Raw genomic sequence first — 22,229 nt, forward strand, 5'->3', positions numbered from 1 at the left:
GCTGTACGGCTTCATGTGGGCGCATCCGGGCAAGAAGCTGCTCTTCATGGGCGGCGAAATCGCTCAGTGGAACGAGTGGAATCACGACACCTCGCTCGACTGGGGGCTGCTCGACTTCCCCCTGCACGCCGGCATGCACGCGCTGATCCGCGATCTCAACAGCCTCTACCGCAGCCATCCGGCGCTGCACGAAGTCGATTTCGAGCCGGCCGGTTTCGAGTGGATCGCTCCCGACGACGCCGAATGTTCGGTGGTCGCCTTCGTCCGCTGGGCGCGGGATCGCTCGCGGGCGATTCTCTATGTCGGCAACTTCACGCCCGTCGTTCGCGACGGCTACCGCATCGGCGTGCCGATGGCCGGCGCGTATCGCGAGCGACTCAACACCGACTCGCAGTTCTACGGCGGCAGCAACGTCGGCAACGGCTTCGAACCGGTCTACGCGCAGCCGGTCCCCGCGCACGGCCGCGATTGGTCGCTCAACCTGACGCTGCCGCCGCTGGCCGCGCTTTACTTCGAGTGGCTGGCATGAGCGCCGGCACCGATCTTGCAGCCGGGCGTCCCTGGCCGCTTGGCGCCCACTGGGACGGCCGCGGCGTCAACTTCGCGCTGTTTTCGGCGCATGCCGACGGAGTGGACTTGTGCATATTCGAGGGCGACCGGGTGCGCACCCTGCCCCTGCGCGAATTTACCGATCAGGTCTGGCACGGTTATCTCCCTGGCGCTGCTCCGGGGCTGCGTTACGCCTACCGGGTGCATGGCCCCAATGCTCCCGCCAGCGGCCACCGCTTCGACCGACAACGCCTCTTGCTCGATCCCTACGCGCGTGAAGTGCTTGGCCGCAGTTCCTGGCCGGCGCCGGATGATCCAGCGCACTGCCTCAAGGCCTGCGTCGTCGACGAAGCCTTCGACTGGGGGGACGACGTTCGGCCATCAATCCCCTGGACTGACACGGTGCTCTACGAGGTTCATGTCAAGGGCGCGAGCCGACAACACCCCGGCGTTCCCGAGGCTCTGCGCGGCACCTACGCCGGTCTCGCCGCGCCGGCGATGATCGACCATTACCACCGGCTTGGCGTCACCGCACTGAACCTGCTGCCGGTGCACCACTTTCTCGACGAGCCACGCCTGACGAACGAAGGACGTGTCAATTACTGGGGTTATAACACGCTCGCCTTCTTCGCGCCCGAGCCGCGCTATGCGGCGCGCGTCGGCGGACAGTCGGTGATTGCCGAGTTCAAGACGATGGTTCGCTCACTGCACGCCGCCGGCCTCGAAGTGATTCTCGATGTGGTCTTCAACCATACTGCTGAATCCGACGAGGCCGGGCCAACGCTCTCGTTCCGCGGCATCGACAACGCCAGCTACTACCGCTTGCCGGCCGACAATCCCGCCGGCTACGAGAATTTCAGCGGCTGTGGCAACACCCTGAATCTCGCCTGCCCGCGCGTTCTGCAAATGGTCATGGACGCGCTGCGCTACTGGGTCGACGTCATGCACGTCGACGGTTTCCGCTTCGATCTCGCCGCCGCCCTGACGCGCGACAGTGCGTTTCTGCACGCCAAAAGGCAGGATCCCCTTCTCCAGCGCGTCAAGCTGATCGCCGAGCCCTGGGATATCGGACCGGATGGTTACCACCTGGGGCGTTTCCTGCCTGGCTGGAGCGAATGGAACGATCGCTTCCGCGATGACGTGCGCGCCTTCTGGCTGACCCACGAGGCGGATGTCGGACAACTGGCGCAGCGGCTGGCGGGGTCGAGCGAGGTCTTCGGCTTCGCCGGACGCGCGCCGCAAGCGGGAATCAACTTCATCACCGCGCATGACGGCTTCACCTTGCGCGATCTCGTCAGTTATCAGAGCAGACACAATGAGCTCAATGGCGAGGGTAATCGCGATGGCCACGGCCACAACCTGTCCTGGAACTGCGGCGAGGAAGGCGAAAGCGAGGACCCGCAGGTCCTCAAAAAGCGCCGTCGCCTGCAGCGCGCGCTGTTGTCCACGCTGTTGATGGCGCAGGGCGTGCCGATGCTGCAGAGCGGCGATGAACTCGGTCGCACGCAGGCCGGCAACAACAACGCCTACTGCCAGGACAATACGCTGACCTGGCTCGACTGGCGACACGCCGACGACGGTCTGATCGACTTCGTCGCCGGACTGGTGAGCTTGCGCCAGCGCTTTCCGCAACTTCGGCGACGCCAATGGCTGACCGGTAAAGCGACTGCCGACGGGCAGCCTGATGTGCTCTGGTGGCATCCCGCAGGACGGCCGATGCAAGACACCGATTGGCAGTCCAGGAAGCTCAATGCCTTCGGTCTGCAACTTGCCCCCGTGCCACTGTCTGGTCTCGTCGAACGCCGCAAAGGCAGTCGGAATGCGCGCTTCGGGCTGCAATTCACACCAGAGGCGGCAGTCGGCCACTTGGCGCAGGAAAGTTGCGCCTTGCTGTGCCTGATCAACCGCGACGAAATCCCGGTTTCTTTCCTGTTGCCGGCAGGAGTCTGGGAGCAGGTCTGCGACAGCAGCGCGCAGACTCCCTTCGCGACGTGTCGGCGCGAAAAGGCGAGCACAGTGCCGGCGCGCAGCGTGCAGTTTCTCCGCCTGGAGTCGTAGGTGTCAGCGCCAGCCGCGCAGCAGCGCAATGCCGTGTCCGCCGCTACTGCGCGCCGTTTCCAATATCTCCGGTTGCAGCCCCCCCAGCGCATAGACTGGCAACGGCGAGCTTGCGGTCAGACGTGAGAACTCCGGCCAGCCCATGCCAGTGGCGTCGGGATGGCTGGCCGTCGGCAGCACCGGGCCGAGGACGACAAAGTCGAGGCCCAGTTCGGCCGCCCGCTTGAGGTCGGCGGCTGTGTGGCACGAGGCGGCGACGCGCTCGAATTCGGGCCGCCGGACGCTCTGCCAGAGTCGCGTCGACGACAGGTGCACGCCCTGAGCGCCAACCGCGCGAGCCAGCTCCGGGTCGTCGTTGATCAGAACGCTGGCCCCATTCCACTCATTCCACGGCCGCACCAGTTCCACCACCGCACGCGCGAAACGCTCGCGCTGCGCCGGTGGCAGGGTCTTGTCGCGCACCTGGATCAGACGCAAGCCCGTGGCCAGCGCTTTTTCCAGCCGCGCCAGTTCGGCTGCCGGCCCGAGTTCTTCGGCATAGGTCAGCGCGTAGACCGCCGGTAGCGCGAGCGCGCGCAGGATCGGGCCATTGGCCGGCAGGATCGGCGCCACGCTCGCCGCTTCATCGACCTTGAGCCAGCGGAGACCACTGTGCTCGATGGGCGTAATCTCGCCGTGCCACGAAGTGACGCGGAAGAAGCGCAGGCGAACCGTCGCGTGCGGATAGGTGAACTCGCAGCAGACCCACGGCCAGGCCTGGTCGACGGTCACGCCGAGCTCTTCCTGCAGCTCGCGGACCAGCGCCTGGCGCGCTGTCTCGCCCGCCTCGACCTTGCCGCCGGGGAATTCCCAGTAGCCGGCGTAGACCTTGCCGACCGGGCGCTGAGCGAGCAGGAACTCGGGTGCGGCCGGGTCGCCACGCAGCAATACCGCAGCCGCTACTTCGGTGACCGGGATCATCGGCCGCTCGTCGCCGAATCAGCGCGCCTGCTGCGGGTCAAGACCGGCTCCCGGAGCGCTTGCGTGCGGCCGCCGACGACTCGGCAGGCACCTTGCTGCGCGGCCGCAGCGGTTCTCTCGGCGGCGACTCGCGCTGCCGTCCCGCCCAGTCCCTGGCAAACTGCCAGGCCACGCGGCCGCTGCGCGAACCACGTTCGAGCGCCCAGTTGAGGGCGTCGCGTTCTGCCTTGGGAATCTCGTCGTCGCGGCAGCCAAAGGACTTCAGCCAATAGGCGACGATCTTGAGGTAGGCGTCCTGATCGAAGGGATAGAAGGAAATCCACAGGCCGAAACGTTCCGAGAGCGAGATTTTCTCCTCGATCGCTTCACCGGGATGGATCTCCTCGCCAACGCGCTTGCTCTCCAGGTTCTCGGCGAAGTACTCGGGCATCAGATGACGGCGGTTCGATGTGGCGTAGATCAGGACATTTTCGGGAGGCGCCGCGAGCGAACCATCGAGCACCACTTTCAGCGCCTTGTAACGCGCATCACCGGCGTCGAACGAAAGGTCGTCGCAGAAGATGATGAAGCGTTCTGGACGTCTGTCGATCAACTCGACGATGTCGGGCAGATCGGTCAGGTCGCCCTTTTCGACCTCGATCACGCGCAGCCCCTTGGCCGCGTATTCATTGAGCAGAGCCTTGACCAGCGACGACTTGCCCGATCCCCGCGCGCCGGTGAGCAGCACGTTGTTGGCCGGCAGGCCGGCGACGAAATGGCGCGTGTTGAGATCGATCCGTGCCTTCTGATCGTCGATGTCATGCAGATCGCCAAGCCTGATCGCCGGCAGCCGGACGATCGGCTGCAGATAGCCGACCCCACGACGCGTGCGCCAGCGAAACGCAGAAGCCAGGCGCCAGTCCGGAATCGGTGAGGCCGGCGGCAGCAAGGGCTCGATACGATCGAGAAGTTGCTCGGCGCGGGCGAGAAAGCTTGCAAGTTGCCGGAATGGATCGCTCATCGGACAGTATACTTCGCAGGTTGACCAACCCGACACTCTAGCCAAACGGTCATGACTTCTCAAGACACGCCGATAATGAAAGTCATGACTGTTTCCCTCACGCGACTTTCAAAGAAGCCATGTTCAAAAGCCAATCGCGACGCGCCCTCCCGCTTGCGGCAGCGCTTTTCACAGCGCTGCTCACCGCCTGCGGTGGCGGCAGCGCGACCAGAGAAGCCCCCGCCGCCACCTGTCCAACGACGCCAACCAGTGCCACCACTTCAGCCCCACCTTCTTGCCCGCTCTGTCCCCAGTGCGGCGCAGCCGCCGGGAGCCAGGTGCCAGCCGCCAAACCGCTGCAGGCCGCGCGCTGGAACGAACTGCCGGGCTGGGGCGACGACGATCTCGCCGCCGCCTGGCCGACCTTCCTGCTCTCGTGCCGCGCGCTTGTCAGCCGGCCGCAGTGGCCACAATGGAAGTCAGTCTGCGAAGAGGCAAAGGGTCTCGCCAGCCCGAGCACTGCCGCCGTCCGTCGCTTCTTCGAGTCGCGCCTTCAGCCCTGGCTGCTGACCAATGCCGACGGCACAACGAGTGGCCTGATCACCGGCTACTACGAGCCACTGCTGCGCGGCTCGCGCACTCGCGGCAAGCCTTATCTGCAGCCCGTGCTTGGCGTACCCGCCGATCTGTTGACGATTGACCTCGCCTCGGTGCTGCCCGACCTGAAGAACATGCGCCTGCGCGGCCGCCTCGAGGGACACCGGGTCGTTCCCTACTTCTCGCGCAGCGAGATCACCAACCGCGAAAAGGACTCCGCCGATCGCGCCCTGCTCTGGGTCGACGACCCCGTCGAACTGTTCTTTCTGCAGGTGCAGGGCTCCGGCCGAGTCAAGCTCGCCGATGGCAGCACGACGCGCCTGGCCTACGCCGACCAGAACGGCCACCCGTACCAGTCGATCGGCCGGGTGCTCGTCGACCGCGGCGAGTTGACGCTCGAGCAGGCGTCGATGCAGGGGATAAAGCAATGGGCGCGGGCCAACCCGACCAGGGTCAACGAGCTGCTCAACGCCAACCCGAGTTACGTCTTCTTCCGCGAACAGCCGCTCAAGGGCAACGGCAGCGTGGGCACCGACGGCCCCGAAGGCCCCAGCGGCGCTCTCGGCGTGCCGCTGACCCCGGAGCGCAGTATCGCCGTCGATCCCAAACACGTAGCGCTGGGGACGCCCGTTTTCCTGTCGACCAGCCAACCCGAGTCAGCGACGCCGCTGCGTCGCCTGGTACTGGCCCAGGATGCCGGCGGCGCGATTCGCGGTGCGGTTCGGGCCGACCTGTTCTGGGGTTTCGGCGCGGCGGCGGGCGCACAGGCCGGGCGCATGAAACAGTCGGGACAAATGTGGCTACTTCTGCCTCCCGGAGCCGCACCAAAATAGGTGGTGCACGATACAAAGTGGTGCATTGATCCCTATCCTGGTGCGCGACTCAGGGAAATCGCCCATCAATGGTGCGCGCATTCCCCGCAACGAAGCACAAGTCATTGAAGATCCGCACTATCTGGTGCTGGCCTGAAGATTGCTTGATGGCTGCGACCCAAATTTCAGGAGGAGCCATGGAAGTGCTCAAGTCTGGTAGCGACGTTCTCTTCATTCTGCTTGGCGGCATCATGGTGCTGGCCATGCATTCCGGCTTTGCCTTTCTCGAACTGGGCACCGTACGCAAGAAGAGCCAGGTAAACGCGCTGGTGAAAATCCTGACCGACTTCTCGGTATCGACGATCGCCTATTTCTTCGTCGGCTACAGCATCGCCTACGGCGTGAACTTCTTCTCCGGCGCCGAAACGCTGGTTCAGAAGAATGGCTACGAGCTGACCAAGTTCTTCTTTCTGCTCACCTTCGCGGCAGCGATCCCGGCCATCGTTTCGGGCGGCATCGCCGAGCGCGCCAGGTTCTATCCACAACTGGCCGCAACGTTTCTCATCGTGGCCTTCGTGTACCCGTTCTTTGAAGGGATCGCCTGGAATCAGGCCTTCGGCATTCAAGCCTGGCTGAAGGCCACCTACGGCGAAGAGTTCCACGATTTCGCCGGGTCGGTCGTCGTGCACGCCATGGGCGGCTGGATCGCCCTGCCCGCGGTTCTGCTGCTCGGCGCACGCTACGGGCGATATACGAAGGAAGGACGGATTTCGGCGCACCCGCCGTCATCGATCCCGTTCCTGGCGCTGGGCGCCTGGATTCTCACCGTCGGCTGGTTCGGCTTCAACGTCATGAGCGCGCAGACGATCGACAAGATCTCCGGCCTGGTGGCGATGAACTCGCTGATGGCCATGGTCGGCGGCACGCTGGTCGCCCTGGTGGCCGGCAAGAACGACCCTGGCTTCGTGCACAACGGCCCGCTCGCCGGCCTGGTCGCGGTCTGCGCCGGCTCCGACCTGATGCACCCTATCGGTGCATTGCTCGTCGGTGGCGTTGCCGGCGGGCTGTTCGTGATCATGTTCACGCTGACCCAGAACCGCTGGAAGATTGACGATGTCCTCGGCGTCTGGCCCCTGCATGGCCTTTGCGGCGCCTGGGGAGGGATTGCCGCCGGCATTTTCGGCAGCAAGGCGCTGGGCGGCGTCGGCGGCGTCGCCCTGATGCCACAACTGCTGATGACCGGGCTCGCGATCACCATTGCGGTGATCGGCGGTGGCCTCGTCTATGGACTGCTGAAGACCGCCATTGGACTGCGCCTCGATCAGGAACAGGAATACAACGGCGCCGATCTGTCGATCCACAAGATCACCGCCACCCCCGAACGCGACCCGAACTGGTAGGTGGAGTTCAGGAGTCAGAGTCTGTGAAGATATCGCCGTAGCCCTGCGGGCTTCCAGCCTACGCAGGAATGACGGGATACGGAATCGTCATTGGCCGACGCCGCCACACGCGCTCAGTGGTTTTCGAGCAGTGGACGCTAATTTGATGGACCGCGCTTCGCGTACCGTACGCGGAGTCCACCGCCAGAAGTGATAAGCTTCGCGGGAAGCTCTCTCGGTAACGGTCAGCGTTTGCGCGGTTGAGAGACGTTGCGTCACGTCGGGCGGCGTCGAATCGTTGAGTTGTGGTCTTTCACTTGGCTCGCCACCGGAAGGATTTCGGGCGGCGGGATTTGCCGTCTGCTACACTTCAGTACACTTCAGTGTCGGAATTTTTTACACTTGTTCGATATGCGACGTTTGAAAAATTCTTAACTTACTGATTTTATAGGTTATTGGTGTTTAGGCACGGATATTGCTTTGCGCTTCATGTGGTTATTTTTGCGCGCAGTGCAGCATAAGTCTCTCGTTGGAAGACGCTTACTGCCGTTTTGGGGTCGTTTAACATTCGTTGGGTCGATCACGGTGCCGATCGATCGACATCGCTGGAGGATTTTTCCATGATTACTGTTACCAGCAAGACAAAAGCTACTGTTGCAGCATTGGCGATGGCCGCCTCCTTTGGCGCATCCGCTACGCCGATCACACTGACTTCTATTACCGGGAACTATATCGTTTGGGATGTCAACTCTACCCTTGACCCTACCCTTAAGACCCTTTACCCAACACCAAACGCTGGTCTTGGTGCAGCGGCAATCGCTCTCGGCGGCAATCCAGCGACACCGGGTGGCAACGTTGAACTGAGCAAATTCGGCGGCCCGGTCACTGTGTTAAGCGGAACAGCGGATGGTCACACGGTTACGTTCAGCAGTCTGGTTTTGACGGACTGGACGGCCAATAGCAACGCGCTGGCAATCAGCTACATTCAGGATGCAGCTACTGCAGCATTCGGGAGCATGCTGACACCGGCGCAGCTCGCGGTTGCCCTTGGCAAGTTTTTTAACCTCAGTATTGGTAGTTACAAGCCTTGGCAGCTCGTAAGCGACCCCAATATCTCCTACGTCGATATTACGGGCGACACACTTTCCTTTGGTCTGGCCGGACTGCTTGACGCAAGCCCGTTCCTGAGCGCCATCAGCGGCATTCCTTTGGCTCCAGGGAAGCAAGCAAGTGAGGTTGTGAAGGTATCGTTCGATGGCGCCGACCCGACCTACCACTATGGGTTCCATGCAACGGCATCGGGGGTTCACGCAGCCGATGGGGTATCTTATTCAGGCAACTACCCCGACCCCTTCGTGCCGGAGCCAGCAGGACTTGCACTGTTCGGACTGGGTCTTCTGGGCCTGCTGCTCACCCGCCGCCGTCGCTGATACGGCAAGTTATAACCCCACAAAGCACCAGTGAGGGGCACCAGAAAGTGCCACTCACTCGCCTTTGTGTGCCTTCAGGATGTCAAAAACCAGGGTTGCCGACCTTCGAAAACCGCAGCAAACCCTCACCCGGTGGAAAAAGTTGTGTCGATAAGCCTTTTTTTTGGCATCTGCGTATTCATTTCGATCGTCACGATTCGAATCGCGATGTCGCTTATGGGCCACTTCGGAATCCTTGACCAGCCCGGTGGTCACAAGCAGCACGATATCAGTACACCTTTCACAGGCGGTTTCGGTGTCTTCGCAGTCTTGATCGCTGCCATTTATTTGACACCGCGTTACTTTCCGGACATATCGCTTCACCCGCTCCATGTGATGGCGCTGGGCGGCGCTATCCTTTTTGCTACCGGGCTGGCCGATGACATCTGGAACCTGAACTTCCGCACCCGTTTCTTCATTCAGGGCTTGGTCGCCATGTTGATGATCGTGTTGGGAGGGGTCGAACTCCAGTCACTGGGTCAACTGGCTCTCGGGAACGGCATCAAGCTTGGCGTGTGGGCTGCTCCATTCACGGTTTTTGCCACGGTGGGTCTCATCAATGCGTTCAACATGATCGATGGCATTGACGGCATTTCCGGCTCCTTGGCGTTCATCAGCCTGGGTTTTGTTGCCCTGGTAGCTGGATTCGCCGGCAACAACGTCTATCTTCTTCTGATTATTGCCGTAATGGGCGGCGTTGCGGGTTTCCTGTACTTCAACCTGCGCTATCCATCGAACAGCAGAGCCAGGGTTTTTCTCGGTGACAACGGCAGCATGCTACTTGGTTTTGTATTGGCGTGGTTGTTCATTGCGCTGTCCCAAGGGGAACAGCGAGCCATGACGCCGGTGACTGCCTTGTGGCTTTTTGGCGTGCCGCTGATTGATACGATCGGTGTCATGCTACGCCGTCTCTCGATGGGAAAATCCCCGTTCTGTGCCGACAGAAATCACCTGCATCACCTCTTCATTCGTGCCGGCTTCAGAGTCAATGACACGGTGTGGATCATCTCGTTGGTGCAAACAGGGCTTGGGGCGATTGGCATTGCCGGTTTGCTCCTGGCCGTCCCCGAGTATCTGATGTTTGGGCTGTTTCTGGTGATTTTTGCTGCCTATTTTTATTTTACTGTTCAGCCTTGGCGGGTTGTACCTGCTCTCCGTCGAGCCAACCTTGCCCTGGGTCTCCCCAGCGCTCATGCCCACGGCGTTTTTATCGGGCATTTCCCGAAGGCAGCTTCACGGGAGATACTGGCCATTCTCAGGAATGAACTCGGCTGTCTGCACGACTATCGGATCAGCCTGCATCGGAACAATCACAAGGCTTTGGCAGCCAGCAACACCTACGGCATGGTTGAGATCGTGGGCAACGAAAACGAAGCATCGCTCGGCGAAATCAGACGGTTGATGGCGCGGATCAAGTTGCGCCTTGACGGCCGGCCCGGCGTTCAGGTGCGCCTGCTGATGCAGCGCACTAAGGAGCACGATCGCCGGGACACTGGCGCCGTAACCGATGAGAGAGCAGAGCAGGTAGTCCGGAACCGGGAAGGGGAGCGTCGCAAACCACAGTACAATACGGAGATTTATTCAACCGTGGGAGACAAAAGCAGGACCAAGCCGGGAGCCGCTCAGGTGCAGGATCCACCTCTCAGCATTATTTGAAAGAGAGCCGTCTTGTTTAACACGATTCTGGTCGTTTGCACTGGCAACATCTGTCGCAGCCCGGTCGCCGAATATCTCCTGCGGCAGGAGCTTGAGAGTTCTGTGTGCTGGGAAGGACGGGTCGTTTCGGCGGGTATTGGCGCTCTCGTAAATCATCCTGCGGACGAGACAGCACAGGCCATGATGCAGGCACGCGGACTGGATCTGGGCGCGCATCGGGCAACGCAACTGACGATCGAGCACTTGCGACAGGCAGATCTGGTACTGGTCATGGAGAAACACCATCGTCAGGCAATTTTTGCCCTGGATCCTACCGCACGAGGCAAGACATTCCTGCTCGGACACTGGATCGATGGCGATATACCCGACCCCTACCAGCGCGGAGAGCAGGCGCATACCGACGCCGTGAAACTCATTGACGCAGCCATCAAGCCCTGGCTAGGAAAACTGACGTCCGCTGGATAAACAAAAGTCGTGTGAACATACTGCTTGCTGCGCTGGCGATTGCGCCATGCGCAGTCAGGTTTCATGTCTCAAGAATAAGGATTTCGATTGAAAGTGCCTGTTCCACTGCCCCAAGAACTTCGGCTGCTGCTGGCCTGCATCGTTGCCGTGTCGCTCCTCTCCGCCTGTGCTCTGGTACCCGGCAACGCCCCCTTTACCGTGCGTGATCAATCCGAAGTCAAGATGCCCGTACACACAGGAGAGGAACTCGCGCCGGCAAATGTGAAGGTCAAGCCGATTACCGCCGAGTTGATCATCGACATGTACAAGGTCGCCCGTCCGACGCGTGCGGTGGGCAGTTCGGACAGCAGCGGTCCGGTACGCTCGCAGGTCGATCGGGCGACGCCAACGCTCGACTACAACTACACCCTTGGCCCCGGTGACATCATCTCGATCATCGTCTGGGACCATCCCGAACTAACCGTACCCGCCGGCAGCTTTCGTACCGCCGAACAGGCCGGTACCGTCGTTGACGATAACGGGACGATCTTTTATCCCTATGTCGGCATAATCAAGGTCGAAGGCAAGACAACGCGGGAGGTACGTGACATCCTGACCCGCAAGCTTGCCAAGTATATCGAAAAGGTCCAGTTGGACGTCCGCATGGCCATGTTCCGCAGCAAGCGGGTCTATGTCGTCGGCGAAGTCGCCAAACCGGGCATCCAGGAGATCAATGACGTTCCGATGACCGTCCTGGAAGCGGTCAATCGTGCCGGCGGCTTCACCCCCGAAGCGGATTACAGCCTGGTCTTGCTTAGCCGTCGCGGAACGACTTATCGGGTGGACATCCAGGCCATGTACCAGGACGGCGCCACCGAGCAGAACGTCCTGCTTGAGCCGGGAGATATCGTCAATGTCTCCGACCGCAGCTTCAACAAGATCTTTGTCCTCGGTGAGGTCGTCAAGCCCGGATCGATGGTCATGAACAAAAAACGCTCGACGCTGGCAGAAGCCTTGAGCGACGCCGGCTACATCCACCAGGACCGCGCCAACCCGCGCTGGATCTACGTCATGCGCGGCGACAGCGAGACGCCGGAACTTTTCCACCTCGATGGCGCCTCGCCTGACGCCATGCTGCTCGCTGACCGCTTTCCGCTACGCCCGCGTGACATCATCTACGTCGATGCCGCAGATATCGTTCGCTGGAACCGCGTGATCACCAACCTTCTGCCGACGTCTCTCTTGCTCTACAACACCAGCTTGACGCGTTACCCGCTTTTTGGCGGCCGTCAGATCAATCAGTAGCACTCCTGAACGGTCATGACTTTACGCGACACCTCAGATGAGGAAAGTCATGACCGTTTCCCGCACCCCTCTCCCGCAATACGGGAGAGGGGTGGTTCGTAAGTCGCTGAAGCGACTTACGTCGTAAAGGTCTGCCCAGCAATACTCCACGCCCGGCCTGACGCCGGGCGTGGGCAACAACGGACAACGCATGGAACAAGAACAGCACCACCCCGCAGCCGCTTCAGGGATACCGTCACAGATCGCCCTTGAGGATGACGACGAAGGCATCTCGCTGGGTGAGATCATTGGCATCACCCTGGAATACCGCTGGCTGATTGCTGCGCTTACCCTGGTCGCCCTGATCATCGGCCTGTTCGTTGTTGTTGTCTCCAGGCCGATCTACCGCGCCGATGGCCTGATTCAGGTCGAAGAAAAAACCTCTGGCATGGGGTCGCTCAAAGCATTGCAACCGCTACTCGGTGACGACACCACGGTGTCGGCCGAACTTGAGATCCTGGCCTCGCGCATGGTGCTCGGCCGCGTCGTCGACCGGCTCAAACTCGACATCGTTGCCGCACCCAGGACGATGCCGGTGATCGGCAACGCAGTTGCGCGCCGTTATGTGGGCAGTGAGCCCAACGATGCGGTTCTCGGTTTCTCCAGCTACGCCTGGGGAGGTGAGACCATCCAGGTCGATTCGCTCGACGTGCCGAAACCCTACCTGGACGAGCCACTGCTGCTTATCGCTGGAGAAGCCGGCGCGTTCACCGTAGTTAATGACGATGACGAAGTCGTCCTCCAGGGTACGACGGGTGTGCGCGCCAGCGACAAAGGGTTTTCGATCTTTATCGCACAACTCAAGGCACGGCCGGGTACGCGTTTCCGGCTGATGAAGCAGTCAAGCGAATCGGCCATCGATGACTTGCGAAAGCAGTATTCGGTCAAGGAACGCGGCAAGAAGTCCGGCATCCTGGAACTCGCCTTGCTCGGCAGGGATGCAAACCAGATCGCTGCTGTTCTTGATGAAATCCTCAACACCTATGTCCGGCAGAATGTCGAGCGCCGTTCCGCCGAAGCGGAAAAAACCCTCAAATTCCTGGATTCCCAACTTCCTGCACTCAAGGTGCAAGTCGACGCCGCCGAGGCCGCCTACAATGACTATCGTCGAACCCGCGGCTCGCTCGATCTAACCCTGGAAACTCAGGGCCTGCTCAAGTCCGTGGTCGACATTGAAGACGGCGCACTCAAGCTCAAGCAGGAACGCGAAGAACTTCGTCAGCGTTTTACCCCGGAACACCCCACCCTCCAGGCCGTAGATGCCAAACTGGCGCGCCTGAATGAGCGCCGCAAGCAGTTCGAAGGCGAAGTATCCCGACTGCCGGACACCCAGCAAACCGTACTTCGCCTGGCGCGTGATGTCGAAGTCTCCACCAAGCTCTATACCGAACTGCTCAATACCGCTCAACAGCTCAAGGTGTCCAAGGCCGGCACGGTCGGCGATGTGCGCATCATCGATAGCGCCGCCGTATCAAGCACGCCGGTCGGCGCCAAGCCGATTGCCATTCTCGCCATTGCCGCTCTGCTCGGCTTACTGGCCAGCCTGGTGGCCATCTGGTTTCTGCGTGCACTGCGTGTCGTGGTAGAAGACCCGGAAACCATCGAAGCCAGGCTGGGACTGCCGGTCTACGCCTCCATACCGCACAGCACGGCGGAGCTGGCACTGAGCCGCAAGCTGAAGACGGGCCAGGGCGCGGGCGAATTGCTGGCCATAAGCCAGCCGGAAGACGACGCCGTAGAAAGCCTGCGCAGCCTGCGCACCACGCTGCACTTTGCCATGCTCGATTCCCGGCAAAACTCCTTGTTGATCACCGGCTCCAGCCCCGGCCTCGGCAAGAGCTTCATCTCCAAGAACCTGGGCGCGGTGCTGGCTCAGGCTGGGAAGCGTATCGTGATTGTCGACGCCGACCTGCGCCGCGGGCATATCAACAAGGAATTCGGGGTGGGCCGGGTGACCGGCATTTCGGAGTACATTGCTGGCCAGGCGACGCTGACCGATATCGTCAAGCCAACGCAGATTCCCAATCTATCGATTGTCACCACGGGACAGATTCCGCCGAACCCGTCCGAACTCCTCATGCATCAGCGCTTCGAAACCCTGCTCGCCGAACTTGGCCAACTCTTCGACACCATCATCGTCGACGCCCCCCCGGTGCTGGCGGTTTCCGATGCAGCGATCATCGGGCGCCTGGTGGGCGCAACCCTGATCGTGGCGCGCGCCGGAAAACACCCCATCCAGGAGCTGGAGCAAGCAGTCAAGCGGCTGAACCAGGCCGGAGTACAAGTCAAGGGCTTCGTCTTCAACGACCTCAATACTGAGCGCCAGCGGTATCGTTACGGGTACAAGGGTTACGTCTATCGCTATTCTTATAAAAACTGAGCGCCGGGAATTCTGGCCGCTGGCCGCTTGCCGGTTATCGTGCCGGTCGTGGTCTATCACGGCACGGCGACTTGGCGCGTGAGCCGGCAATTCGCCGATGAGTTGACGATTCTGTCCGGCGCGAATGTAGTCAGTCGTAGCAACTACTGTCCACGCGTGGCGGGCCGAAGCGGCGGGTGAGTTGACGTTCGAGTTCTTGCCAGAGTTGATTTTGCAAGCCCTGAGACACTTGCATCATCCAGTCTATGACGCTGAACCGGTCGATGATACGTTGCTTGTCCCGGTTGCGTTCGTAATCCTGATCAAGGAAGGTATATCCGCGGATCCAGTCGATCTGCCGATGCGCCTCGGGGAAGTAGCGCGTGACAGCATCTTTCCAGTGGGTGTCGTAGTCGTCGCTGGGCGGGGTCTGTTTGTCCATCGGTCCGTGGTTCACTGCAGGTAACCGCTGGGTTCGATGTAAAAGAATCATGTCGAGAACCGGAATCAGGCCTTGTTGACCCACGCGAAGTAGATCAGGTCAGCGTCAAGTGGCCGGTCGGTATCGCTACAGGCTTCTCGCGGCCCAGCAGCGTGAGCAACACGGTCACCCGTTCGCCGGCGAATGCGGACACGACCCCCGACAGGCCCTTGAGCGGACCGGCCGATATGTCCACAGCGTCGCCGGTCTGGAAAGGACACGCCCCGTCAGCGGCGGCTCCTCCTGCCTGGCGTTCAACCAGAGAGCGAATCGCTTCCAGCGTCGCTTCATCCAGCGCGGCGGGGACGGTACCGAAGGTCACCAGTCCGCTGACGCCGGGAGTGCTGCGAATGGGGGCGATGCTTTGCTCGCAGCGGCTGCAGCGCACAAAGCCGTAACGTGGGAACATCACCTGCTGCTTTCTCGACCAGCCGTCCCTTGTCTTTTGCCACTGCGTAAGGAAGGGCAGGAATACCTCGTAACCCTGTTCCTCAAGCTTGCGCACGGCGAGCGCCTCACGCCGGGGCTTGGTGAAGCAGACGTACCAGGGTCGCGCCGGGAGTAGGGAGGAGATCATGGATTTCGGGCCAAGAAAAGCTGCTTGGGACGTTCACGAGCAGTCGGAAAGAACGGGAATCCTGCCACTACGCGAAGTATCCCCGCATCCTGCGCCGGTAGTCAAATGACTTCATGATCAGCGTAGCCAGCGCGAAATGGGGTTTGCTCAAGCTGCCCGGCAATGGCCATAAAGCCTGCTCAGGCCTCCTCCTGTTTCCTGCCCTACGGCCCACAACAGCCGTAGGTCAGGTCAGACCGCCGGCCGTAACCCGACGCTCAAGGCTTCCGGTGGTTGGAAATTTCCGAGTACGCTAACCCGACCTGCGATTTTGCCCAGGCCGCCTACCGCTTAGTCCCTTTCAGCCAACATTTTTCAATCGCACCCTGGCGATTCCACACTTACTCACCAGGCGTTCGTGACTATGTATAATCATTGGAACGTCTTTTCGCCAGGTTTCCGATCGGTAAACAAGGCGACGATTTCGCTGGAGGCCATTCTGAACATCGAGATAACTGGACTCACTCAATGGTCATGACGACCGCTCCCCGGCTGCGGCGGGCACACCGATCGAGGCCCCGTGTAGGGTCGTCCCGCTGGTTCAGGAGCTACCGCTGGCCAGTGGTCATTGGCTGGCTCATTGTATTGTCGATCATGGCTTGGGTTTTGTTTTTCAGACCAGCCCATGTGCCCAGAGCGCCGGAAGGGCTGCCGGGCAATGCTCCGTCAGAGCGCTCCGGGCAGTTGCTTCAAGCGGCCGGCAGGAGGCCTGCGGTCAAGTTGCCGGCCGACGACGCGCCGCACGAGAACACAACCGAGTGGTGGTACTACAGCGGGCATGTACAGACTGATGCCGGTGAGCGTTACTCGTTTCATGTGGCCGCTTTCCTGCTTCAGGGCGCGATGACGCACATGGCTTTTCATGGCTCTCTACTGGATCATCAGTCGGGCAAGCATTACACCGATCAGGCGAGGACAGAGGGTAAGCCTTCGGATGGCCGGGCTGACGGATTTGGCTTTACGTTTGGTCCCTGGCAGATAACGGGTTCGGGGCCCAAACATACGGTGAAGATGGCCGGCAAGGGTTTTGCCCTTGATCTCGCCTTGAATGACAGCCAGGCGCCGGTGCTGCATCAGGCACCCGGCACTCCGGTAGCCGGCTTGCTCGATCTGGGGTCGGCGGGCAGTACTTATTACACGTCGCGCCCACGCATGAAGGCCGAAGGCAGCCTGATGATCGATGGTGTTAACAAGCGCGTGCGGGGCGAGGTCTGGTTCGACCACCAGTGGGGCGATTTTGAAGCGTCGAAGTTGCGCTGGAACTGGTTTGCCCTGCAGTTGGCGGACGGGGCGGATTTGATGATCTTCGAATTATTTGATCGTCAGGGTGGGCCTGTGCTGCGCATGGGAACCTACGCCAAGGATGCGGTGGTCACCGCGCTGGGGGCGGCAGATTTCACGGCGAAAGCGCGCGGCACGTGGAAAAGCCCGTCTTCGGGGGTGGTGTATCCGATGGACTGGACGCTTGCCGTGCCGAGCAAGGGCGTCGACCTGAAACTGGAGCCGGTGATCCGCCACAGCCAGTTCGATGCCCGGCTGACGACTCTGAATGTTTATTGGGAGGGAGCGGTCAAAGCGGGCGGCTCGCAGACAGGTGTGGGCTTCATGGAGTTGAGCGGTTACGAGCCGGTGTCGGGGGCTGGCGGGAAGTAAACCAGGCTTGCGGCTTCGCCTGGACGCGCGGGCGACGTGGATGAGACAAAGCCGGGGGCCTCGGCATCGAAACACTAGGAGCAATCGGAGAATGGCCATGAAACCGATTTACGTCGCGCTGACCCTGCTGGCGGCTGGCTGCAGCACGGTTCAACCGATCACCCCGCCAGTCGCCGCCGGCGCCGGGATTCGCCAGCCCGAAGGGGACTCGGGCCACACGGCACAGCCCGGCTGGCGTGGTCAAAAATTTGCCGTGGCGACGGCGAATCCACTGGCCAGCGAAGCCGGAGTCGCCATCCTCCAGGCCGGCGGCTCGGCGATCGACGCGGCGGTGGCTGCCCAGATGGTGCTGACGCTCGTCGAACCGCAGTCCAGCGGGATCGGCGGAGGCGCCTTCCTGCTGTACTACGACGGCCACAAAACAGTGGCTTTCGATGGCCGTGAGACGGCGCCGGCGGGAGTCGACGAAACGCTGTTCCTGCACGCCGACGGCAAGGCGATGGGATTTCATGAAGCCATCGTCGGTGGCCGCGCGGTGGGTGTGCCGGGCGCTGTGCGAATGCTCGAGATGGCGCACACCGAGTTCGGCAGGCTGCCCTGGGCGACCCTCTTTGCGCCGGCAATCCGTCTGGCCGAGAACGGCTTCCCGGTGGGTCAGCGCCTGCATGCGCTGCTCAAGGCCGATCCCAACCTCCGCAAGGACCCGGCGGCAGCAGCCTATTTCTACGATCCGAACGGTCAGCCGGTGGCGATTGGCAGCACGCTCAGGAATCCGCAACTTGCCGGCGTTCTGCGCAGAATCGCCAGCGAAGGATCGACTGCGCTGCACGAGGGCGAGATCGCTCAGGCGATCGTCGACAAGGTGCAGAAACACCCCGACAACCCCGGTAAGCTGAGCATGACCGACCTGGCCGACTACCAGCCGAAACGGCGTACGCCTTTCTGCAGCGACCATGCGCCACGCCAGGTCGACCCACCGCGGAATTACCGCCTCTGCGGTTTTCCGCCACCGAGTTCGGGAGGTATCGCCATTGCCCAGATTCTCGGCATCCTCAACGACACGGACGCCGGGTCGCTGTCGCTGACCGATCCGCTGTGGATGCATTATTACAGCGAAGCCTCGCGCCTTGCCTTCGCCGATCGGGCCCAATATGTCGCAGACCCGGACTTTGTCGCGGCACCCGCGGGCAGTTGGTACTCGCTGATCAGGCCCGACTACCTCGCCAGCAGAAGGCAGTTGATCGGCGAGAAGAGCATGCAGGTCGCCAAGCCGGGATCGCCGTGGCCGGAAAGGACGACGCAGGCGCCAATGCCCGAACAGCTCGAATATGGCACGTCGCACCTGAGCATCGTGGACAGCTACGGCAACGCGCTGGCGATGAGCACCACGATCGAGGACGCTTTCGGCGCGCGCCAGATGGTCAGGGGTTTTCTGCTCAACAACCAACTCAGCGACTTCTCCTTTACCTCGCACGACGGCAGCGGCCTACCGGTCGCCAACCGTGTCGAAGCGGGCAAGCGGCCGCGTTCGTCGATGAGCCCGACGCTGGTCTTTGATGCGGATACGGGCGAAGTGCTGATGAGCGGCGGATCGCCAGGTGGCGCACTGATCATCCATTACACCACCAAGCTGCTCTATGCGACGCTCCACTGGCGATTGACGCCGCAGCAGGCCATCGACCTACCCAACTTCGGGTCGCTGAACGGCCCGACACTGCTCGAAGAAGGACGTTTCACGCCAACCTTTATCGACGCGCTCAAGGCGCGCGGACATGCAGTGAACCAAATCCCGATGACCAGTGGACTGCAGGCCATCGAGAGGATTCGTGGTGGCTTCCTGGGTGGCGCCGACCCGCGGCGCGAGGGCAGTGTGCTGGGGGAATGATCACGCCATGACCACGCGTCGCAGCTTCATCAAGGCTCTCGTCGCCCTGCCCCCGGCCCTGTCCTTCAGTCCGGGCTGGGCCGCCGGCGCCGAAACACCTGATCCCTCGCGCCTGGCCCTGGTCATCGGCAACAGCGCTTACGGCGCCGCGCCGCTGGTCAATCCCGCGAACGATGCCCGCGCCATCGGCGCACTGTTCGCCCTGGCCGGCTTCACCGTCGATTCGCACCTCGATGCCACGCGTAGCGCCATGATGGCCGCCATCGAGCGCTTCGGCGCGGCGGCCAGGAGAGCGGAAACCAGACAGGTCGTTTTCTATTACGCCGGGCACGGCGCCCAGCTCGACTGGCGCAACTACCTGTTGCCGGTCGATGCCCAGATCGGCAAGCCGGAGCACATCAAGCAGCGCTGCGTCGACCTGGGCTTGCTGCTTGCCCAGTTCAGCGCGGCGAAGGACAAGACCTTCGTCGTCATCCTCGACGCCTGCCGCAACAACCCCTTCGGCACCGCCTACCGCCCTGAGCAGAAGGGGCTGTCGCAGTTCGACGCGCCGGTCGGCAGCCTGCTCGCGTATGCCACCTCGCCCGGCAACGTGGCCTCGGACGGCGAGGGGCAGAACGGTCTATATACCGAGAATCTGGTGCGCGAGCTGTCGCAGCGCAACACCCGCATCGAGGACGCCCTCAAGCGCGTGCGCCTCAACGTGCGCCTGGCCTCGCAGGGCGCACAGATTCCCTGGGAAAGCACATCGCTGGAAGGCGACGTGTTCATCTTCAGCGAAGGAAGCAGGAAACTCACCGAAGGCGAACTGGAGCAACAGCTCGAAGCCGACGTGACCGAATGGACGCGCATCAAGTCGTCGAAAAGAATCGATGACTGGGTGAACTACCTGCGTACCTTCCCCAATGGCCGCTTCGCCGAAATTGCCCAGATGCGATTGGCCCGCCTCCTGGCGGAAGTCGAGAGGCTCGCGGCCGAGGAGCGGCAAAGGGAAGAACAGAAGCGGCTCGAGCGCGTCAAGCCACAGAAACTGGCGCAGCCGGCGGGCACAAAAGCGGCCACAGTCCCGGGTCAGGATCCGTCGCCGGTTCCAGCGGCAACCGCGACACCCGCACAGACACAAAAGCCGGAACCTGTTTCGGCCGCAGCGCCGGCGCCGACCTCACCCATAGTCGAAATCGGGCCGGGCGTCAAAGCGCCAGTGCTGATCGCGCCCTCGACCAATCCGTTTTCGGCCGGTCGCTATCCGCTTGGCCGCATCTATACCGTGGGTGATTTGGCCGTCATAAGGCAATCCGACCTCCTGACCGGTATCGAGGAAAAGACCTACCGCTTGCGCGTGACGCGGGTTGATTACGACGAGGACCGCGTCGAGTTCAACAATGGCGTGTTCGTCGCGGACCTGATGGGCAACACGATCAAGAGTGGGGCGGTGGAATTCGATTCGCCGGTGCAATGGACACCCGCCGAGTTTCAGGTCGGCAAGAAATGGACTGCCGCTTTCCGTCGAACCCAGGGCGGGAAAACCTCGAATGCGTACTACGACCTGCACATCGTCAAGCGGGAAACCGTCAGTATTCCCGCCGGAAGCTTCGACAGTTTCAGAATCGAAGGAGAGGGTTGGAACATGACCAATGGCGCACGGCTGAACGTCATTCTGTGGCTGGTACCGGGCCTGAATTTTCCGGTCAGGCGGGAATTCATCGCCCGCAACAAAATGGGGCGCTTCGGCCAGGTCGAAAGGCACGAGCTCGTCTCGTTACGCCAGCAGACCATCGAGACCACCTGTGTGACACCGACCGGCGGCCTGAAACGCAGTCATGTCATCAAGAGCAATTGCGCGCCCTGATTATTCCCGCGCAGGCGGAAATCCAGCGATCCATGATCTTGTTGCAAGATGAGCCAGGGTACATGCTGGCTTCCCGCCTGCGCGGGAATGACGGCCTCGCAGGGCGGCGGCAATTTGCTGCCGGCGACCGTCAGCCCGATCAGCGCGGCGCGAGCGTCGCGATCAGGTCTTTGGCGAGCGTCGCCGTCGCCATCGCGGCGCCGAAGTTGAACTGGTTGATGGCGACGTACACGGCGATGCCGCGCGCCGGCGCGAAGGCGAGGTACGTGAACGTTCCCTGCAGCCCGCCGGCCTTTTGCAAGATGAATGGACGGTCGCCCTTCGGCATCATGCCCACCCAGGCCAGGCCCATGGCATCCATGTGGCCCGACTCGTCCATGCCCGTTACGCTCTGGAGTCCGTCGCGAACGAGATACAGCGAGTGATCAGCCACGCGCGTCGCGGCATCCTTCTCACCGAAGCGGTCGAGATGCCATTGCATCCACTTGAGGATGTCGTTCGGCGTCGAGTAGAGCCCGCCCGAGCCAACGATAACGGGACCGGACGAAACGTCTGGCAGCGGCTCGCCACCAAAACCGTGTCCCTGCATCAGTCGCTGTCTCTGCGCGTCGTTGAGCGCGAACACCGTGTCCTTGAGTCCAAGAGGAGGGGTGACGTACTCCTCGAGAAGCGCTGGCTAAGGCTTGTTGGCCGCCTTTGACATGCCGATGGCAAAGAGGTCGAAAGCGAAATTAGAGTAATGCACGGAACGACCTGGCTTGAACAGGAGGGGCTCCTTGCCCAAGAAGTCCTCGAGCGCCTCGACCGTGATTGGTGCGAACGGGTTGTCGGTAGACTTCGCCTGCGCATGCGGTACCTCGCGCGGCAGCCCCCCGGACTGCGTCGCGAGATCGATCAGGCCGACTTGCCGGACTTCTGCCTCGCCACGGCGGCAAGCTCCGGCCACGACTTGATCAGCGGCCGCGCGAGCTGCACGGTGTTCCTGGTCGCAAGGTGCGCGAGCACCTCGCCGGTGAACGCCTTGGTGATCGATCCGATCCGCATGACGGTATCGCCGCCCGGCGCCTTGCTGCCCTTTGTTAACGGCGTCGTCATTCCGTAGAAATCTGGCGTCGACAGTTTTGCAGCGTAGCCCGCAG

General features: G+C 61.8%; 18 protein-coding genes and 1 pseudogene. 13 read left to right on the plus strand and 6 right to left on the minus strand.

Features of this window, described 5'->3' with window-relative positions:
- Window positions 1-529, plus strand: a 529-nt coding sequence (locus ACCAA_RS16540; protein WP_186408357.1) for an alpha amylase C-terminal domain-containing protein, incomplete at its 5' end; no start/stop codon positions are given.
- On the plus strand, window positions 526-2,607 hold the full coding sequence (gene glgX, locus ACCAA_RS16545; RefSeq protein ID WP_186408358.1) for a glycogen debranching protein GlgX: 2,082 nt from the start codon (window positions 526-528) through the stop codon (window positions 2,605-2,607). The genes ACCAA_RS16540 and glgX, both read left to right, overlap by 4 nt.
- A gap of 3 nt (window positions 2,608-2,610) precedes the next feature.
- On the opposite strand, the gene ACCAA_RS16550 is transcribed toward glgX, so the two are convergent.
- Entirely contained in the window at window positions 2,611-3,567 is a 957-nt protein-coding gene (locus ACCAA_RS16550; RefSeq protein WP_186408359.1) for a Nudix family hydrolase, read from the minus strand.
- A 37-nt stretch (window positions 3,568-3,604) separates the two neighbouring features.
- The gene (locus tag ACCAA_RS16555; protein ID WP_186408360.1) at window positions 3,605-4,567 is read right to left on the minus strand and encodes an ATP-binding protein; all 963 of its coding nucleotides are present in this window, start codon (window positions 4,565-4,567) and stop codon (window positions 3,605-3,607) included.
- 119 nt (window positions 4,568-4,686) lie between these two features.
- Here ACCAA_RS16555 and mltA point away from each other — a divergent pair, with 119 nt between their 5' ends.
- The 8 genes from mltA to ACCAA_RS22765 all read left to right on the plus strand — a co-directional run bounded on the left by mltA (window position 4,687) and on the right by ACCAA_RS22765 (window position 14,807).
- Window positions 4,687-5,976 (plus strand): murein transglycosylase A, encoded by a 1,290-nt coding sequence (gene mltA / locus ACCAA_RS16560; protein WP_186408361.1) that lies wholly within the window; start codon window positions 4,687-4,689, stop codon window positions 5,974-5,976.
- Window positions 5,977-6,152: 176 nt separating this feature from the next.
- Window positions 6,153-7,355 (plus strand): ammonium transporter, encoded by a 1,203-nt coding sequence (locus tag ACCAA_RS16565; RefSeq protein WP_186408362.1) that lies wholly within the window; start codon window positions 6,153-6,155, stop codon window positions 7,353-7,355.
- A 599-nt stretch (window positions 7,356-7,954) separates the two neighbouring features.
- The gene (locus ACCAA_RS16570) at window positions 7,955-8,764 is read left to right on the plus strand and encodes an NF038130 family PEP-CTERM protein (RefSeq protein ID WP_186408363.1); all 810 of its coding nucleotides are present in this window, start codon (window positions 7,955-7,957) and stop codon (window positions 8,762-8,764) included.
- 132 nt (window positions 8,765-8,896) lie between these two features.
- Window positions 8,897-10,459, plus strand: coding sequence for an MraY family glycosyltransferase (locus tag ACCAA_RS16575; protein WP_186408364.1), 1,563 nt, complete (start codon window positions 8,897-8,899; stop codon window positions 10,457-10,459).
- Window positions 10,460-10,471: 12 nt separating this feature from the next.
- Entirely contained in the window at window positions 10,472-10,924 is a 453-nt protein-coding gene (locus ACCAA_RS16580) for a low molecular weight protein-tyrosine-phosphatase (RefSeq protein ID WP_186408365.1), read from the plus strand.
- Between the two features lie 93 nt (window positions 10,925-11,017).
- Entirely contained in the window at window positions 11,018-12,208 is a 1,191-nt protein-coding gene (locus ACCAA_RS16585) for a polysaccharide biosynthesis/export family protein (protein ID WP_245754627.1), read from the plus strand.
- 190 nt (window positions 12,209-12,398) lie between these two features.
- A complete protein-coding gene (locus ACCAA_RS16590) occupies window positions 12,399-14,627 on the plus strand; it encodes a polysaccharide biosynthesis tyrosine autokinase (RefSeq protein ID WP_186408366.1) in 2,229 nt (742 codons plus the stop codon).
- 27 nt (window positions 14,628-14,654) lie between these two features.
- Complete coding sequence (locus tag ACCAA_RS22765; RefSeq protein ID WP_186408367.1) at window positions 14,655-14,807, plus strand: Rpn family recombination-promoting nuclease/putative transposase; 153 nt, start codon at window positions 14,655-14,657, stop codon at window positions 14,805-14,807.
- Here the strand turns inward: ACCAA_RS22765 and ACCAA_RS16600 are convergent.
- Both ACCAA_RS16600 and nusG read right to left on the minus strand, forming a co-directional pair.
- Window positions 14,758-15,048 (minus strand): hypothetical protein, encoded by a 291-nt coding sequence (locus ACCAA_RS16600; RefSeq protein ID WP_186408368.1) that lies wholly within the window; start codon window positions 15,046-15,048, stop codon window positions 14,758-14,760. The two genes, ACCAA_RS22765 and ACCAA_RS16600, sit on opposite strands and share 50 nt — an antisense overlap.
- 94 nt (window positions 15,049-15,142) lie before the next feature.
- Window positions 15,143-15,664: a transcription termination/antitermination protein NusG gene (gene nusG, locus ACCAA_RS16605; RefSeq protein ID WP_186408369.1), complete on the minus strand. Its 522-nt coding sequence runs from the start codon at window positions 15,662-15,664 to the stop codon at window positions 15,143-15,145.
- Window positions 15,665-16,264: 600 nt separating this feature from the next.
- On the opposite strand from nusG, the gene ACCAA_RS16610 reads away from it, so the two are divergent.
- From ACCAA_RS16610 to ACCAA_RS16620, 3 genes are all read left to right on the plus strand, one after another.
- Window positions 16,265-17,356, plus strand: coding sequence for a lipocalin family protein (locus ACCAA_RS16610; protein ID WP_186408370.1), 1,092 nt, complete (start codon window positions 16,265-16,267; stop codon window positions 17,354-17,356).
- A gap of 97 nt (window positions 17,357-17,453) precedes the next feature.
- Window positions 17,454-19,241 carry a gamma-glutamyltransferase family protein gene (locus ACCAA_RS16615; protein WP_186408371.1) on the plus strand — a complete coding sequence of 596 codons (1,788 nt, stop codon included), beginning with the start codon at window positions 17,454-17,456 and terminating at the stop codon, window positions 19,239-19,241.
- A 7-nt stretch (window positions 19,242-19,248) separates the two neighbouring features.
- Complete coding sequence (locus ACCAA_RS16620) at window positions 19,249-21,090, plus strand: caspase family protein (protein WP_186408372.1); 1,842 nt, start codon at window positions 19,249-19,251, stop codon at window positions 21,088-21,090.
- A gap of 139 nt (window positions 21,091-21,229) precedes the next feature.
- On the opposite strand, the pseudogene ACCAA_RS22205 reads toward ACCAA_RS16620, so the two are convergent.
- Window positions 21,230-22,036: pseudogene (locus ACCAA_RS22205) on the minus strand (serine hydrolase).
- Window positions 21,985-22,229, minus strand: a 245-nt coding sequence (locus ACCAA_RS22540) for a serine hydrolase (RefSeq protein WP_186408374.1), incomplete at its 5' end; no start/stop codon positions are given. The gene ACCAA_RS22540 and the pseudogene ACCAA_RS22205, both read right to left, overlap by 52 nt.

Origin of the sequence: Candidatus Accumulibacter aalborgensis, from assembly GCF_900089955.1 — a bacterium.
In the GTDB taxonomy this organism is placed as follows: domain Bacteria; phylum Pseudomonadota; class Gammaproteobacteria; order Burkholderiales; family Rhodocyclaceae; genus Accumulibacter; species Accumulibacter aalborgensis.